The 14,911-nt window shown below is 52.1% G+C and carries 15 protein-coding genes; 13 read left to right on the forward strand and 2 right to left on the reverse strand.

Annotation, left to right across the window (positions count from 1 at the left end; all coding sequences use genetic code 11):
* The first annotated feature begins 186 nt into the window (after positions 1-186).
* Positions 187-1,668 carry an Lsa family ABC-F type ribosomal protection protein gene (locus KDC22_RS16185; RefSeq protein WP_211723802.1) on the forward strand — a complete coding sequence of 494 codons (1,482 nt, stop codon included), beginning with the start codon at positions 187-189 and terminating at the stop codon, positions 1,666-1,668.
* Between the two features lie 30 nt (positions 1,669-1,698).
* Positions 1,699-2,679, forward strand: a complete 981-nt coding sequence (locus tag KDC22_RS16190) for an aldo/keto reductase (protein WP_211723803.1) — start codon at positions 1,699-1,701, stop codon at positions 2,677-2,679.
* 99 nt (positions 2,680-2,778) lie between these two features.
* Here the strand turns inward: KDC22_RS16190 and KDC22_RS16195 are convergent, their stop codons facing one another.
* Positions 2,779-3,669, reverse strand: a complete 891-nt coding sequence (locus KDC22_RS16195) for a LysR family transcriptional regulator (RefSeq protein ID WP_211723804.1) — start codon at positions 3,667-3,669, stop codon at positions 2,779-2,781.
* 156 nt (positions 3,670-3,825) lie between these two features.
* Here KDC22_RS16195 and KDC22_RS16200 point away from each other — a divergent pair, with 156 nt between their 5' ends.
* The 8 genes from KDC22_RS16200 (at position 3,826) to KDC22_RS16235 (ending at position 11,144) form a co-directional block, all read left to right on the forward strand.
* Positions 3,826-4,620 (forward strand): SDR family oxidoreductase, encoded by a 795-nt coding sequence (locus KDC22_RS16200; protein WP_211723805.1) that lies wholly within the window; start codon positions 3,826-3,828, stop codon positions 4,618-4,620.
* A gap of 961 nt (positions 4,621-5,581) precedes the next feature.
* Positions 5,582-6,289 carry a response regulator transcription factor gene (locus tag KDC22_RS16205; RefSeq protein WP_173127387.1) on the forward strand — a complete coding sequence of 236 codons (708 nt, stop codon included), beginning with the start codon at positions 5,582-5,584 and terminating at the stop codon, positions 6,287-6,289.
* A complete protein-coding gene (locus KDC22_RS16210) occupies positions 6,267-7,688 on the forward strand; it encodes a sensor histidine kinase (protein ID WP_173127390.1) in 1,422 nt (473 codons plus the stop codon). The genes KDC22_RS16205 and KDC22_RS16210 overlap by 23 nt, the downstream gene beginning before the upstream one ends.
* 156 nt (positions 7,689-7,844) lie before the next feature.
* Positions 7,845-8,915, forward strand: coding sequence for a hypothetical protein (locus tag KDC22_RS16215; RefSeq protein ID WP_211723806.1), 1,071 nt, complete (start codon positions 7,845-7,847; stop codon positions 8,913-8,915).
* 186 nt (positions 8,916-9,101) lie between these two features.
* Positions 9,102-9,446, forward strand: coding sequence for a YojF family protein (locus KDC22_RS16220; protein ID WP_173127396.1), 345 nt, complete (start codon positions 9,102-9,104; stop codon positions 9,444-9,446).
* A 72-nt stretch (positions 9,447-9,518) separates the two neighbouring features.
* Positions 9,519-10,238, forward strand: a complete 720-nt coding sequence (gene bshB2 / locus KDC22_RS16225; RefSeq protein ID WP_246553615.1) for a bacillithiol biosynthesis deacetylase BshB2 — start codon at positions 9,519-9,521, stop codon at positions 10,236-10,238.
* Entirely contained in the window at positions 10,235-10,792 is a 558-nt protein-coding gene (locus KDC22_RS16230; RefSeq protein ID WP_211723807.1) for a GNAT family N-acetyltransferase, read from the forward strand. Before bshB2 (KDC22_RS16225) ends, KDC22_RS16230 begins: the two co-directional genes overlap by 4 nt.
* 43 nt (positions 10,793-10,835) lie before the next feature.
* Entirely contained in the window at positions 10,836-11,144 is a 309-nt protein-coding gene (locus tag KDC22_RS16235) for a hypothetical protein (protein WP_173127403.1), read from the forward strand.
* 17 nt (positions 11,145-11,161) lie between these two features.
* Here KDC22_RS16235 and KDC22_RS16240 read toward each other — a convergent pair whose 3' ends face one another.
* On the reverse strand, positions 11,162-12,562 hold the full coding sequence (locus KDC22_RS16240; RefSeq protein WP_211723808.1) for an MFS transporter: 1,401 nt from the start codon (positions 12,560-12,562) through the stop codon (positions 11,162-11,164).
* 111 nt (positions 12,563-12,673) lie between these two features.
* On the opposite strand from KDC22_RS16240, the gene KDC22_RS16245 reads away from it, so the two are divergent.
* The 3 genes from KDC22_RS16245 to KDC22_RS16255 are packed head-to-tail and all read left to right on the forward strand — an operon-like array spanning position 12,674 to position 14,907.
* Positions 12,674-13,546: a LysR family transcriptional regulator gene (locus tag KDC22_RS16245; RefSeq protein ID WP_211723809.1), complete on the forward strand. Its 873-nt coding sequence runs from the start codon at positions 12,674-12,676 to the stop codon at positions 13,544-13,546.
* Positions 13,547-13,568: 22 nt separating this feature from the next.
* Positions 13,569-14,264, forward strand: coding sequence for a bacillithiol biosynthesis deacetylase BshB2 (gene bshB2, locus KDC22_RS16250; protein WP_211723810.1), 696 nt, complete (start codon positions 13,569-13,571; stop codon positions 14,262-14,264).
* Positions 14,265-14,295: 31 nt separating this feature from the next.
* A complete protein-coding gene (locus tag KDC22_RS16255) occupies positions 14,296-14,907 on the forward strand; it encodes a sugar O-acetyltransferase (protein ID WP_211723811.1) in 612 nt (203 codons plus the stop codon).
* Positions 14,908-14,911: the final 4 nt, after the last annotated feature.

Genomic DNA, 14,911 nt, shown 5'->3' on the forward strand with positions numbered 1-14,911 from the left:
TTATTTGTGGCGCGCGTTTTATGGTTTATATGCAAGAAGGGTCTGCATCTTTTCACTCAATCCAAATATCCTTATTCAGGTCTCTCCGGGTGCAAGTCTGTCCGGGGCTGAATTTGCTGTATTTATTTGAGCTGTAAGAAGATCCCCTTCTTGCAGCTTTTATTATTTGGTACAGGAGGATATTGTATGTCATTGATCAATGTAAGCAATCTTACGTTTGCCTATGAGGGCACTTACGATAATATATTTGAGCAGGTGAATTTTCAGCTCGATACCGATTGGAAGCTGGGCTTCACGGGCCGCAACGGCCGGGGCAAAACCACCTTCCTGAACCTGCTGCTCGGCAAATATGAATATAGCGGAACGATATCGGCACAGGTTAGCTTTGAATATTTCCCGTATGCGGTTGCTGATCCTGCGGGCCAGACCCTGGATGTCATCCATGAGATAGACCCGGAGATGGAGCACTGGAAATTAATGCGCGAGTTGTCCCTGCTGCGGGTAGCAGAGGATGTGCTGTACCGGCCGTTCCAATCCCTGTCGAACGGGGAGCAGACGAAGGTGCTGCTGGCCGCCCTGTTTGTGAAGGAGAACCAGTTCCTGCTGATTGATGAACCGACCAACCATCTGGATGTGAAGGGGCGTAAGCTGGTCAGCGACTACCTCAGCACCAAGCGCGGTTATATTCTGGTATCGCATGACCGGGCTTTTCTGGATAACTGTGTAGACCACATTCTGTCGATCAACAAGACCAATATTGAGATCCAGAAAGGGAACTTCAGCAGCTGGTGGGAGAACAAGTCCAGACAGGATCAGTTCGAGCTGGCGGAGGACGAGAAGCTGCGGAAGGACATTAAGCGCTTGTCGGACTCGTCCAAAAGGACAGGCGGCTGGGCACATGAAGTCGAGAAATCCAAGAATGGTACGCGGAATTCCGGCTCCAAGCTGGATAAAGGCTATGTCGGCCATAAAGCCGCCAAAATGATGAAACGTTCCAAGTCGATCCAGCAGCGGCAGGAAACCGCCATCGCCGAGAAATCGAAGCTGCTGCGGAACCTGGAAAGCTCAGACAGTCTGAAGATCTCACAGCTTCCCTATCATAAAGAGCGGCTGGTGGAGCTGGAGGAGGTCTCGATACGTTATGGGGGCAAGGCCGTATGCTCCAGCGTGAGCTTAACCATCGAACAGGGAGACCGGATTGCCTTATCCGGGAGCAACGGCTCCGGGAAGTCCAGTATCCTCAAGCTGATCTGCGGGGAGAGCATGAACTATACAGGTGTCTTCATCAAGGACAGCCAGCTGGCAATCTCTTATGTAACCCAGGATACTTCGCAGCTCAAGGGAAGCCTGAGCGAATATGCCAGAGAGCGGGGGATAGACGAGAGCCTGTTCAAGTCGATTCTGCGGAAGCTTGACTTCTCGCGGCTTCAGCTGGAGAAGGAGATGTCCACGCTTAGCGGCGGGCAGAAGAAGAAGGTGCTGATTGCCGCAAGCCTCAGCGAGAAGGTGCATCTGCATATCTGGGACGAGCCGCTTAACTTCATTGATGTCATCTCCCGGATGCAGATTGAGGAGCTGCTGCTGGAATACACGCCGACGATCCTGTTTGTAGAGCATGACCGGGAATTCTGCGCGAACATCGCCACCAAGCAGTATGATTTGGATTGAAAATCACTACAAGAAAGCGGGGAACGATCAATGGAATATGTGAAACTGGGACATACAGGACTTGACGTATCGCGGCTGTGTCTTGGCTGTATGGGCTTTGGGGATGCTAAGCAGTGGGTGCATTCCTGGGTACTGGATGAAGAGCAGAGCCGGCCTATTATTAAGGAAGCGCTGGAGCTCGGGATCAACTTTTTTGATACGGCTAATATTTATTCCATGGGGACAAGCGAAGAATACGTGGGCCGGGCGTTGAAGGATTACGCGAACCGGGATGAGATTGTCCTGGCTACTAAGGTTCATGGACAGATGCAGCCCGGTCCGAACGGCGGGGGCTTATCCCGCAAGGCAATTATGAGCGAGATTGATAAAAGCCTTAAACGTCTGGGAACCGATTATGTCGATCTGTACCAGATTCACCGCTGGGATTATACTACTCCCATCGAAGAGACGATGGAAGCCTTGCATGATGTGGTGAAATCCGGCAAGGCCAGGTATATCGGAGCTTCCGCTATGTATGCCTGGCAGTTCCAGAAGGCGCTGTATGTTGCCGAGACCAGAGGCTGGACGCGGTTTGTCTCAATGCAGAATCATTTGAATCTGATCTACCGTGAAGAAGAGCGTGAGATGCTGCCGCTGTGCAAGGAGGAGGGAATCGCAGTTATTCCCTACAGTCCGCTGGCTTCCGGAAGGCTGACCCGCGACTATGCGGAATCCACTTCGCGTTCTGAGACGGACCAGATCCAGAAGTCCAAATATGACGCTACAGCAGCCACCGACCGTCTGATTGCTGAGCAGGTTGCCGCTATTGCTGAGCGGCGCGGTGTTCCGCGTGCCCAGATCGCTCTGGCCTGGCTGCTGCAGAAGCAGCCGGTAACCGCTCCGATTATTGGTGCAACGAAGATATCCCATCTCACGGACGCAGCAGGTGCACTCTCCATTCAGCTGACTTCTGAAGAAGTGGCCTCCCTGGAGGAGCATTATGTTCCCCATCCAGTGGTTGGGGCCCTGTAAGGAAGCGGACGGCTGTTACATTATAAAAGAGCAAAGGAGCAGTTCCCCCTTAGTGGAGAGCTGCTCCTTTTTGTTATCTTGACTGCACTGGAGCCTGTGCTAACCTCGCACAGGCTCCAGTGCAGTCTGCTGAATATAATCCAGGAAGCGGCGGGAGGCAGGGGACAGATAGTGGCTCCGGCGCCATTTTATCCCGACCTCCCATTCCCAGCCTTCTTCCTCAATCGGAATCCAGACCAGGCCGTCCAGCATCAGGCCCAGCGTCTGCGGCAGCACGGAGACGCCCAGCCCGGCTTTGATGAAGCCGGCTACAGTAATCAGGTCTTCTGCATAATAGGTGGAGGCCAGCTCGAAATTTGTATTTTGGAAGAGGGAGGTAATGGTGTTCTTCAGCCCGCAGTTCGTCTTCAGCCCGACAAACGGCTCACCCGACAGCTCGAACAGACTCAGACTGGTGCGGGAGGCGAACCGGTGGCTGCTGGAGACCACGATATAAATCGGCATTCTGCGGATCATCATCCATTCATTATCCTCTGTCGTAGTCTCTCTGGAGGTAATCAGCATATCGGAGGTGCCGTTCTCCAGCGCTTCATCTATATCCCCGTGATTCCCCTGATACAGGTCAAACCGGACCTTGGGGTGATCTGCCTGATAATCCCTGATGAGCGAAGGGATCAGGTCCACACCAAGAATATTCAGATACGAAATATGAATGATCCCGCTCTCGGCATTCGACCATTCCCCGATCTCCCGTACACCGTTACCGATATTCCGCAGCGCTTCTTCGACCCATGAACTGAACATAACCCCATAGCGGTTCAACTGGACGTTACGGCCCTTCCGCTCGAATAAAGGAACGCCCAGCTCACTTTCCAGCTTGGAAATCGCATGGCTCAGAGCAGGCTGAGTGATGCGCAGCGCCTTGGAAGCAGAGGTCATATGTTCGAGCCGGGCTACCGTCAGGAAGTACTCCAATTGTGTAAGCTCCATTCAGATTAGGCTCCTTATATATTAATATTAGTAATGAATCTAATGAAAATAATAAATTAGACGCACAACTTAATCAAGCTTAAGATCAATATAGACCCTGAAGGGCTGCACCTGGCAGCTCGAACAAGGAATATCTAATGAAATGAGGCTGTAACAATGACTATCACTTATGCAAACCCCATGACAGAATACGAAGGCAAAAAAATATTGGTCACAGGCGGAACCAAAGGAATGGGTGAAGCTATCGTCAACAGATTTAAGGCGGCTGGCGCTACCGTGATGACAACTGCCCGCACCGTCCCGGCTGATCTGGCAGATTCGGGATTATTCGTTGGGGCAGATCTGTCTAAGCAAGAAGGCGTGGAGAAAGTGATTGCGGCGGTCAAGGAACGTTTCGGCAGCATTGATATCGTAGTGAATAACATCGGGGGCAGCTCTACACCTCCCGGAGGATTCCTGGCAGCTAGCGATGAACACTGGATGGATGCGCTGAATTTGAACCTGCTGGCAGCCGTCCGGCTGGACCGGGGACTCATTCCTCTAATGCTGACCCAGGGTAAGGGGGTAATCATCCATATCTCTTCGATTCAAAGAGTGCTCCCGCTGGTCGAATCCACCATCCCCTATGCGGCCGCCAAAGCAGCGTTAAGCAATTACAGCAAAAGCCTGTCCAAAGAATTCTCACCCCAGGGTATCCGGGTAAACCGCGTGGCTCCGGGCTTCATTCAAACCACAGCAGCCGACGCCATGATGGAGAATATTGCGAAGGTGACAGGCAGTGTGGAAAGTGCGCTGCAGTCCGTGATGGATTCGCTGGGCGGCATCCCCATTGGCCGTCCCGGTTACCCTGAGGAGGTGGGTGAACTGGTAGCCTTCCTCGCTTCGGACCGTGCAGCCTCCATTACGGGTGCCGAGTACGTGATTGACGGTGGAACCGTGCCTACGGTTTAAGGATGTGTAGCACATTCCCCACTAAGAGCAGCCTAAGCTAGCACAACGTCAGATTTAAAAAGGTGGAGTGGGCGCGATGAAGCCAGAAGGACGATAAGAGTGAAGTCATTGGGCCAGACGTATGCGAAAACAAACATGTTTTCAAGGCACAACTCCAGCATGAAAATGAGCAGCGTGGCTAAAAAACAGAACATTGTCTTTTCATTTATTTAACATATTTTAACGGAAAACCAAACACAATTAGACTGGGTGCACCGCGTAAGCCGAAAGTAATCGAAAAACCGAACACAATTGGATTGGATACGCCACGTAAGCCAAATGTAATCGGAAAACCGAACACAATTGGACTGGTAGCGCCGCGTAGGCCGTGCGTTTATCGCAGTGCCAGACGTATTTTCACAGAGAACCGAACACAATCGCAATCTGCTGACATGAAGGTCCTTAGGCTGAATGTATGCGAATAACCGAACACAATAGTAGGTGTTTTGATCTTACTGATTCAATCTACTGTATAAAGTCCGATGCTCTACTAGCATATACCTCATAAGACAGTCCGTTAAGCCATTATTGGCTGTGCGGGCTGTTCTTTTTGTCTGTTTCGGGCTATTATTTCTTTTTAGCAGCGAAGCTGAGCTAAATGACCGTCCAGTAAGGAAGCCCTAAAGAAAAAAACAAAAAGCAAAAGAAGCGGAGGGGAAATTTGGAACTGTAGGAGCGGTAGTGACCGCCTTTGACTCCGGATTTCAACCGCGCACAGCAGTCCAATAGAAGAAATCTGGTGACAACAGCGGCCGGAAGTCCAAATGTTCACCGCAGTGACGATGAAGCTTCAAGTTCAAATCTTGTGTGCGCCTTATATATTCTTTAGTTTTTCTTTAGATTTGGTTTAGACTGGATTAAGAATGGCAGGCTATAGTTACAGTTAGTGCAGCTTGCATGACGAGATAGAGGGGGATTCACCATGTATACCATTCTCATAGCCGATGATGAATCGGAGATTGTTGAGCTTCTGCAGCTATATCTGGAGAAGGAATATAACATTCTGCAGGCACAGAACGGAATCGAAGCCCTGAAGGTGATGCAGAACAACAAGATTGACCTGGCGATATTGGATATCATGATGCCGGGGATGGACGGGCTGCAGCTGCTCAAGCGGATTCGTGAACACGAGCATTTCCCTGTGCTGTTCCTGTCCGCCAAGAGCCAGTATCATGACAAAATCCTGGGGCTTGAGCTTGGGGCGGACGACTACATAGCCAAGCCCTTCAATCCGCTGGAGATTGTTGCCCGTGCCGGGGCCATGCTGCGGCGGGTGCATCAGTTCGATGCCCAGGCGGTGGAGGAAGAGAAACCGAGTGAGCAGATTGTGCTGGGAAGGCTGACCCTGGACCGGAGCACCTGCCAGGTGGAGGTAGCCGGGGAAGCTGTTGCCCTGACCTCAACCGAATACAAGATCCTGGAGCTGCTGATGCAGCAGCCGGGCCGTGTGTTTACACGCAAGAAAATCTATGAGACCGTCTGGGAAGATTTCTATGTCTACGAGGACAACAGCATTATGGTGCATATCAGCAATATCCGCGACAAGATCGAACGAGATTCCAAGAGACCGGAATACCTGAAGACGATCAGGGGATTGGGGTACAAAATTGAAGCACCCGTGGAAAAGTAGAGATAACCGGCCGCTGCAATCGTCACTTACGATCGACTTCCTGCTGTTCAACTGTATGCTGCTGATGCTTGTGTTAGTGGTCTATCTATTCGTTCAAAAGGATATTACGCAGGTCCTCAGGGACCGGATGACTCCTGATCCCGATCTGTCCGTAGAAGCCGGGGCTTACCGCGACGAGCTGGGCCAAGGGCCGGAGAGCAAACGGCTGCTGCGCAGCGGCGGCTGGCTGGAGTTGCTCGATTCCGGCAAGCAGGTGATCCGTGTCGTTGGAGACAAACAGGATGATACCCTGGCTTATGACGAGAACAGTCTGTATCAGGGACTGGAGAACCGCAGCGATCAGCCCTATTACTATTCCATTACCAGCCTTAATGAGGACAGCGGGGCAGCCTGGCTGCTGCTCAAGATTCCCCGGGATGTGATCAAGGTGTCCATCAATAACGAGCTCCTGGTCGCCTATCTGAATCATTCTGTTTTCTTTTATGTTTTCTTGGTTAGCGGGCTGGTGCTCCTGCTGATCTTTGTGTACAGCTATTGGGTCTCCAGACGGATTAAGAAGCCGCTGCGGGTACTGAATCAGGGAATGAACCGCATGATGGAGGGACATTACAATACACGGATTACCCTCTATGCGGAGACAGAGTTCCTGCGGATCGGCAACAGCTTCAACTATATGGCAGATGTGATTGAGAAGACCACAGAGGAGAAACGTCAAGCCGAGAAGAGCAAGCAGCGGCTGATGGTGGACTTGTCACATGATCTGAAGACGCCGATTACAAGCATTCAGGGCTATGCCCAGGCGCTTATCGAAGGACGGGTTACCGACCCGAAGCGGCAGACGAAATACCTGAATTATATCTACACCAAGTCGGTGCAGGTTACGAAGCTCATTCAGCATATGCTGGACCTGCTCAAGCTCGATTCACCTGATTTCATATTGCGCATAGAGCGCCTTGAGCTGGGCGGCCATTTGCGGGAGATTATTGCCGATACCTACGGCGAAATTGAGCAAAAGTCCTTCGAGCTTCAGCTTCAGGTACCCGAAGAAGCGGTCTATGCCCGCTATGATCCCGAGCTGTTCGCCAGCGTCATCAATAATCTGATCTCCAATGCGCTCGCCTATAATCCGGAAGGGACACGCATCCGGGTATCGGTCATTCCAGAGGATACGGAGATCCGCATCGAGATTGCTGACAATGGAGTCGGCATTCCGAAGGAGCTGTGGTCTACCATCTTTGATCCGTTCGTGCGGGGAGATGAAGCCCGGACGACAGCAAGCGGGGGAACAGGACTTGGACTATCCATTGCCAAGAAGAACGTGGAGAAGATGGAGGGTACACTGGTGCTGGAGAGCAGGGAAGAAGAGCCGTCAGTGTTTGTAATCCGCATTCCGAAGTGAAGAACGGGTGAAGAGTACAAAGTTCGTGTTTTTTTATAAGGTTCGTGCTTTTATATGGAGGAAATAAATAACTTCTTGTCGAATGTACTGATCTGGAAGATTCCGGCACCTTGCCGGGGCACCTAACTTACATCGGGGGAAGGAATTAGAACATCTATGAAAAAACTTGCATTACTGCTCACCACTCTGCTGCTGACGATCGGACTGATCTATCCAGGAGGCACCGGACGGGCAGCGGCCGCAGCCGCGCCAGCGTATACTGAGATTTCTACGTTTGTCGAAGGCAAGCTGCTTATTACGCCAGTCAAATCTGTACTCGTGAATGGCTCTGCTTATGTGCCGGTTAAGCTTGTGGGGCAGATTCCGGGCTTCACTGTGGCGGCGGATACCGCTGGCGTAACCCTCACAGGCAGCAAAGGAAGCGCCAAGCTGAACAAGGATAACTCCGTACTGTACAAAAGCGCTAACTACGTTGCCTTCAAAACCCTGCTGAAGCTCGGAGCCATTGACGGCAAATATGCCTCCAGCGCCATATCGTTGTTCATTTGGAGCACAGAGGACGGCAAGAATAAGAGTAATAGTATGCTCTACGCCATCAGCAAGCTGCCTGGAACCATGGGCATTGTGTTAGGCAAAAAGGTCTATTTATACGGGCATCCGGGAAGCCATTGGGTGAAAAGTGTACAGTACGTTGATGATTACAACCAGAATTTTGTGATGCAAAATGAAGCCGGAACCGAGTGGGTCCTGGACTTGAACGATTTTGTGGACAATACCATGTACACCATGGAGAGTATAGACTATTTGAAGTATTACTATAATGGACTAACGGTGTGGACCCGGAACGCCTTGATTGCAGATAGTCCGTTCAAGAACTTTGAGAAAGCAACCATCGCCAATTTCCGCTCGAACCCGGCCAGTGGTAATTTAGAAATGATCATCCGCCGGGCCAACGGGCAGGAGGTTCCGCTCGAGATTGAACCTCGCGATGACTATAGTGAGTATGTCGAAGATATACTGTTCTTCAAGAATCCGCAAACGGCCTTCAAGATCAGTGATAAGATGTGGTCTGCCATCCGTGAAGAGCGGGCGGTCAGCGGCATGACGATTACCGAGCTTCTTCTCTCCTGGGGAGACCCGGACAGCGTTCATGAAGGGTATGTGGTGTACGGCGACCAATACGTCTATTTCATTAATGATAAGGTCTACTCTATAGTTAATTTGTAATTAAGCGTGGAAAAGGGCTTCCGTCAGCGGGCTTGCTTAAGGAATTCATGGAATTCCTTGGGCAGGCTCTTTTTCTGTTGATTTGTCAAGGTAGCTGGTGCAACTGTCACAGGTTTTGAGCTTCGGGGTTTTCATGTATAATGAATGCACTGGAAGAAGCCATCTTTTACACTATAGGAGGACAATATGCAGCTCATTCAACCCCACCTTATTCAGACTCAAATTGACCGGTTCGCCGGACAGGAACTATATATTCACCTTGAGCTTACGACAGGAGCTTATGCCAGTCACTTCGACAGCACCCGTCCGCCTGGATCGGCGTTCATCAGCAATGCGGTGATCCGCTATACGGTAGGCTCTATCTCCGGGACCGGCCCCTACCGGGTTGGCCTCAAGACAGAGAAGGGCTGGATCTATGCCGAGGGACTTACCCATGTGGATGAGAACGACACAGAGCGGCTGATTCTGGCCGGGCATGACAGTCAGGGCAAATTGATTGTCGCTTTACAGCTTAGCCGGAACCCTTTTTAAAAAGATAAGAATTTATAGGCTAAATGGACGGCAATGCCGTTTCCACTTGTGAAACCGGAGGAGTAAGCAGCCATGAATAACAGATCTATGAAGAATAAGAGAATCCTGGTGGTGCTTCCCCATCCCGATGATGAAGCGTACTTTGTAGCGGGAACACTGGCTAAGTACATCGCTGACGGGGCTGAAGTTACTTATGCCTGTCTGACGCTGGGGGAGATGGGACGCAACATGGGGGTTCCGCTCTTCGCGAACCGCACCACCTTGCCGATTATCCGCCGAGGGGAGCTTCTGGCTTCCTGTAAGGCTATTGGCATTCAAGACCTGAGGATGCTGGGCTTCCATGATAAAATGATTGAATTCGAAGACCGCACGCTGCTCGATAGCCGCATATTGTCGCTGGTCAAGGAGCTGACGCCGTCGCTGGTCATTACGTTCTACCCCGGGTACAGTGTGCATCCTGACCATGATGCTACCGGAGCTGCGGTGATCCGTACGCTTGCCGGCCTGCCCGCTGCGGAACGCCCGGTTGTACATAGCGTTGCCTTCTCTAATCATCATCAGCACAGCATCGGACAGGCGGATGTAGTTATAGATGTGACCCGGCATCTGGCGGTCAAAATCGCATCCATTCTGGCGCACAGCACCCAGTTCCAGGCAGATAAGGTGCTTGGCGGCCATCGTCCGGATGATGAGGTGATCCGCAAGAGGTTCGGTACTGAACGGTTCTGGACCTACCGGTTCAATGATTGCACGGAACCTTATGAGGAAGCCGGATTGGAGTGTTGCAGATGACAGAACAACGGGTATACCTCCGCTTTCCCGAGGAGACAGATGCCGGAGAGTTGACAGGGATGTACACGCGCAACCGTGAGTTTTTTGAGGAGCATTCGCCGGAGGTGAATGAGGAATTCTACACGGAAGCATACCAGCGTGAGAGGATAGTGCAGTATTCCAAGGATCGGGCCGCGGATGAGCGGTATGACTTCCTGGTTATTCATAAGGCAGACAACCGCATCATTGGTACCATTGGTTTGTCTTTTGTAGTGCGGGGGCCGCTGCAGAGCTGTATGATCGGATACAGCCTGGATAAGGATTATAACGGCAAAGGCTACATGACGGAGGCTGTGAAGCAAGCCGTGAGCTACGCCTTCGGGGAACTGAAGTTCCACCGGATTACAGGTGAGGCCTCTCCGGGCAATCCCGGATCGATCCGCGTTCTGGAGAATGCCGGGTTCCATAAGGAAGGGATTGCCCGGCTGAACGTGAAGATCCGGGGCGTGTGGCAGGATCACCAGATTCTCGCGATGATCAATCCGGCAGACCTGATCGAACAGACGGAGCAATAACCGGAGTCAACACATGAAATTTCACAACTTGGAGGTAACCCGTATGAGTCAACGTTGTCGTATCACCCGTTCCATGCAGGAAGAGACGGCGGAGCAAGCCATAACTTTGGAGGAATGCAAGCAATACTTTGCCGATAAATCCGGCTTCAGCTATTCCGGGGTCTTCACCGTGAAGGGGCCGGAGAGTACCATGACGATCGAGGGGGACTTCTTCATGTGGAGCCATGAGGGACTGGAGTATCCGTTCCGGCTGTACATGGGCGAGCTGTACGTAGCCCTCTCATCGGAAGCGATCATTCCTGTAATGATTGAGATTGCCACCGACCTGCGGGCCGATGTGGTGGAAGGGTAGGGTCTTCCAAAGGCTCCCTAGCGGTCATCAAGACTGTGATGGGAGCCTTTGGTCTCTACCGAACGCCGCCGGGACATGAATACCAGACACAGGGCAATCACGGCGAGGATGATCCCAAGCAGCCGGAAGCCGCTGAAGCTGAACTGATTGCCCATGATGATTCCGATCAGCAGGGAGGAGAGGATCGTCCCGAAATATCTGGAGGTGCTGAATAAGCCGGAGGATACCCCGATGATCTCTTTCGGCGAGTTGTTGAACAAGGCTGCTTGCATGGCGACGTTGTTCAGTCCGTTGCTGATACCGAAGGCAGCCAGTGCCAGGATTATACTGACTACAGGCGAGGCCGGATTCAGCATCACGATCCACACCGACCCGACGGTCATGAGGATTGCGGATACTGCCTGCGCGGGCCGGGGCCCTGAGGCATTGATCCATCTTCCGGCGATTGGAGAAACGGCTAGCGAGCATAGACCCAGGCTTAACATCAGAAGCCCTGTGTGGAATTCACTGACCTGACGAACGAGCTGCAAATAAGACGGAAGACCGAAGAAGACGGAATAAAATAATAGATTAACCAGCATGAATTCGACATTGACACGGATCAGCCCGGGATACCGGGCGAAGGTACGCAGAGGAATGAAGGGCATCGCTGTTCTTAATTCATGCCTTACGAAGACCGCAAGCAGGATCAGCCCGGACAGACCGATGACTACATTGAATAGGGAGACATGACCGGAGGACTTGGCCGACAGCAGCTGGGCAAGCACAGCCACCAGCCCTACAGTGAACAGGAGGATTCCAGGCACATCCATCCGGCTCATCCATTGCCGTAAGGACTGCTTGGGTAATAAGGCTGCGGACGGCTTGTCTTGCGGGATGGTTCTCCAGGCTAACAGAAAGCTCGCCGTTACAAACGGCAGATTAATATAGAAGATTGAAGACCAGCCCCACACATGGATCAGGACTCCGCCGATGAACGGTCCTACCGCTGCCGCTCCCGATGTAAACATCGACAGCACGGACAGAGCAGAGGCTTGCTTGTCAGTAATATTGACCCGGATGATAGCCATCCCTACAGCCACCACCATACTGGTTCCGATGGATTGGATAATCCGCAGAACGACGAGTCCCCCGAAGCCCGGAGACCAAGGGGCTAGCAGGGAGGCTGCGAAGACAATTACCAGTCCGGCCAGGAATATTCTCCTGCGGCCGAAGATATCGCTGGCTCTGCCCATAACAGGCTGGGCAACAGCGCTGCCAATATAGAACGAAAAAATAATCCAGGAAACCACAGTGAACTCAAGCCCGAACACGTGCTGCAGCCTGGGAATCGCCACAGCTACCATCGAAGAGTTAAGCGGGTTAAGCATGATTCCCAGCCCAACGGATATCATTAACCACCAGTTCCGTGCATTCATTGTTATTCCCCCTCAAGTGCTGTACAGTTATCGTACAGGAAATGAGTTATTTACTCCAACGCATTTCATGTTATGATTTCATAGACTTGAGGGAATGAATGGAGGCGGGATATGGAACTTCTTCAATTGCAGTATTTCATCGCGGTTGCCCGCCTGGAGCATATGACCGAGGCTGCACACAGGCTGCATGTTACCCAATCCTCCCTGAGCAAGACCATTCAACGGCTGGAGGAGGATCTCGGAGTTCCATTGTTCGACCGGAGCGGGAGGAAGCTGCAGTTAAACGAGCCGGGACGCCGATTTCTTCAGCGTGCAGAGAAGGCGCTGTTTGAATTGGAGCAGGGGAAGCAGGAGCTTAAGGATCTGTCCAGCCTGGAGTCCGGCACCCTTGAATTAGCGGTAACCACCGCAAGCACATTGCCCGGGATTCTCCGGGCGTTTCGCCTTAAGCAGCCGGACATTCATTTTCACGTACAAATGCTGCCCATGCAGGAGATGATTACGCTTCTCCAGCGGGGAGAAGTCGATTTCTGTTTGTCCTCCCCTCCGGTAAGAGGGGAAGATATTGAATGTCAGGTGGTCTGTAACGATCACATTTACCTTGCCGTTCCAGCCGGGCACCCTCTGGCGGACCGTAAGAGCCTCGCCTTGATAGAGCTTAAGGATGAGTGGTTTGTGGGGGTCAAGCAAGGCTACGGGATTCGTGATCTGGTGGATTCCGTCTGCCAGGCTTCAGGGTTCTTACCACGCTATGCATATGAGGGGGACGAACCAGCCCGGCTGATCGACCTGGTGGAAGCCGGGATCGGCTTAGCCTTCATACCGGGAACGGCGAAGAATGGGCAGGATCATATCCGTATGATTCCGCTGGAGGACCACGGGCTGGTCAGGGAAATCGCCTTGTTATGGCATAAGAACCGTTATATTTCACAAGCGGGCCTGATTTTCCGCGAGGTTGTGATCGAGTATTTCACTACGCTATAATGTCACCGGGAGGAATGAACCTATGAACCGTACACAGCTTACCGAACATCCGCGCATTCTGGTGGTGTTCCCGCATCCTGACGATGAGGCCTTTGCTGCCGCAGGCACACTGGCGAAGTATATAGAACTTGGTGCAGAAGTCACCTATGCATGTCTGACACTCGGAGAGATGGGGCGCAATATGGGAATCCCGCCGTTTGCGAGCCGTGCCACCTTACCGGAGTTCCGCAAGCAGGAGCTGCTTGCTTCCTGCAATGCCATCGGGATACAGGACTTAAGAATGCTGGGCTTCCACGATAAAATGATTGAGTTCGAGGATCAGGCGCTGCTGGACCATACGCTGCTCAAGCTGCTCCAGGAACTGGCCCCTTCCCTCGTCATCACCTTCTATCCCGGTTACAGCGTGCACCCGGATCATGATGCCACCGGAGCCGCTGTGATCCGCTCCGTTCTCCGGCTTCCGGCGGAGGAGCGGCCCGTTGTGCATTGTGTCGCCTTCTCCAGCAACCACGAACAGATGATTGGACTACCGGATGTGCATGTTGATGTGACGGCGGTCCTGGAGAAGAAGATGGCCTCCATCCGGGCACACCGTTCGCAATATCTGGCAGCGGAGCTTGTCGGCAGCCAGGAGCTGACGGCGCAGGACATTCAGCTCCGTTACGGACAGGAAGCCTTTTGGACCTATCCGCTTAAAGACATCACCTTGGAGACATAACCTAACATCATAAGAAAAGGCAGGAACAACCATGAATCAGAAAGAAAGAATGCTCGCAGGCTTACCCTACAAAGCATGGCTGGACGGATTAACCGAAGAACGGACAGCAGCCCGGCTGCTGGTTCATCAGTTCAACGGGCTCCGGCCCGATGAACATGAGGAGAGAGACGCGCTGATCCGCGCACTCTTCGGCAAGACGGGGGAGATTGTGCATATCGAAGCTCCCTTCCGCTGCGATTATGGAGCGAATATCACCGTTGGGAATAACTTTTACGCTAATTTCAACTGTACGATTCTTGATGTAGGCAAGGTGGTTATCGGCGAGAATGTCATGTTCGCTCCGAATGTATCGCTCTATACAGCAGGCCATCCCATCCATCCCGATTCCCGGAATTCAGGCTATGAATACGGGATTGCTATAACGATCGGCAATAATGTCTGGATCGGCGGCAACGTGATCGTGAATCCGGGCGTAACCATCGGGAACAATGTAGTCATTGGAGCGGGGAGCGTAGTCACCAAGGATATTCCCGATAATGTGATCGCGGTAGGAAGCCCGTGCAGAATTGTCCGTGAGATCACGGAGGAAGACCGGAAATTCTACTATAAAGACAGAGAATTCGACGTTACGGATTACAACTAGAGCC

It is taken from the genome of Paenibacillus tritici (genome assembly GCF_018207515.1).
GTDB classification, from domain to species: Bacteria; Bacillota; Bacilli; order Paenibacillales; family Paenibacillaceae; genus Paenibacillus_AQ; species Paenibacillus_AQ tritici.

Coding starts and splice junctions, on each gene's coding strand:
- KDC22_RS16255 (WP_211723811.1), top strand. CDS start 14,296: ATGAATCAGAAAGAAAGAATGCTCGCAGGCTTACCCTACAAAGCATGG.
- KDC22_RS16220 (WP_173127396.1), top strand. CDS start 9,102: ATGCAGCTCATTCAACCCCACCTTATTCAGACTCAAATTGACCGGTTC.
- bshB2 (WP_246553615.1), top strand. CDS start 9,519: ATGAATAACAGATCTATGAAGAATAAGAGAATCCTGGTGGTGCTTCCC.
- KDC22_RS16190 (WP_211723803.1), top strand. CDS start 1,699: ATGGAATATGTGAAACTGGGACATACAGGACTTGACGTATCGCGGCTG.
- KDC22_RS16240 (WP_211723808.1), bottom strand. CDS start 12,562: ATGAATGCACGGAACTGGTGGTTAATGATATCCGTTGGGCTGGGAATC.
- KDC22_RS16195 (WP_211723804.1), bottom strand. CDS start 3,669: ATGGAGCTTACACAATTGGAGTACTTCCTGACGGTAGCCCGGCTCGAA.
- bshB2 (WP_211723810.1), top strand. CDS start 13,569: ATGAACCGTACACAGCTTACCGAACATCCGCGCATTCTGGTGGTGTTC.
- KDC22_RS16215 (WP_211723806.1), top strand. CDS start 7,845: ATGAAAAAACTTGCATTACTGCTCACCACTCTGCTGCTGACGATCGGA.
- KDC22_RS16200 (WP_211723805.1), top strand. CDS start 3,826: ATGACTATCACTTATGCAAACCCCATGACAGAATACGAAGGCAAAAAA.
- KDC22_RS16230 (WP_211723807.1), top strand. CDS start 10,235: ATGACAGAACAACGGGTATACCTCCGCTTTCCCGAGGAGACAGATGCC.
- KDC22_RS16245 (WP_211723809.1), top strand. CDS start 12,674: ATGGAACTTCTTCAATTGCAGTATTTCATCGCGGTTGCCCGCCTGGAG.
- KDC22_RS16235 (WP_173127403.1), top strand. CDS start 10,836: ATGAGTCAACGTTGTCGTATCACCCGTTCCATGCAGGAAGAGACGGCG.
- KDC22_RS16185 (WP_211723802.1), top strand. CDS start 187: ATGTCATTGATCAATGTAAGCAATCTTACGTTTGCCTATGAGGGCACT.
- KDC22_RS16205 (WP_173127387.1), top strand. CDS start 5,582: ATGTATACCATTCTCATAGCCGATGATGAATCGGAGATTGTTGAGCTT.